We start from the raw sequence: 866 nt of genomic DNA on the forward strand, positions 1-866 counted from the left end.
GTAATAGATATAATAAGTTAAGATCTTTTGTGTGTAGACTTAATTGAAATTTCAATTGAGCACGTCAACCTAATTTACGACTTTTATTTCTATCCACTATTATGTTAAATGAACCCTCACCATCTATTAAACCAGATCAGACTCAAGGATTTACTCGTAGAGTGGAATTATAGGTAGAAAATTTTTTTTTAAAATCGAATTGCTTAGATGGGATTTTAGCAGAGTTTCAACCTTGTTGCAGGTTGAAACCGAGTTTTATACCTCTGTTTCTTTCGAAACCCCTTAGAGTACATCTTAAATCCATTAAATGTGACTTTATGGATCAACTGCCGTCTACTCGTTGCTCTTTTACAGTAGAATTACTATCGATTACTACTGACTTAGATCCGCGATTATCCATTTTGTTTTCACTCATCTTAAGGCTTGTTACCGTACCTGAGTAATTACTTCAGCCACTCATAGTTTTTCAACTACAGCTTGGTACCTTAAGCTTTAGGACTTCCCCGGAATTTGACAGTTTATCCCCATAGACGCGTTTTCCCCTAACGCGACCCCGAGGATCATGGCTCATGTACGAAATTGAATATATGTGAACTAAAGAACTTATTATTAATACAGGTATTAACATTGCCACTGTTAAACTATCAAATTGAAAACCTCAAAGAATGTTATATCACTCACTATCTATTCATCTAAATAAATTTATAGTCACAGGGATATTATTAAAACCAACCTCGAAAAAAGCTAATATAGCTAAACCTGTAGTGATTATTACACTTAAACAGGTAATTAATTGTGCACCGCTAACTCCAACTTTTCTACCAAAAAAGCCAGCAACTATAGACCCTAATAAAGGTAAGATAATG

General features: G+C 34.2%; 2 pseudogenes. Both read right to left on the reverse strand.

Features of this window, described 5'->3' with window-relative positions:
- Nucleotides 1–64 precede the first annotated feature (64 nt).
- Nucleotides 65–130: pseudogene (locus IEW49_RS13305) on the reverse strand (hypothetical protein); the annotation flags it as partial.
- A 336-nt stretch (nt 131–466) separates the two neighbouring features.
- A pseudogene (locus IEW49_RS13310) lies at nt 467–646 on the reverse strand (hypothetical protein); the annotation flags it as partial.
- Between the last annotated feature and the right edge of the window lie 220 nt (nt 647–866).

This window comes from Pseudoblastomonas marina, from assembly GCF_014641655.1.
Taxonomy (GTDB): Bacteria; Pseudomonadota; Alphaproteobacteria; order Sphingomonadales; family Sphingomonadaceae; genus Alteriqipengyuania_A; species Alteriqipengyuania_A marina.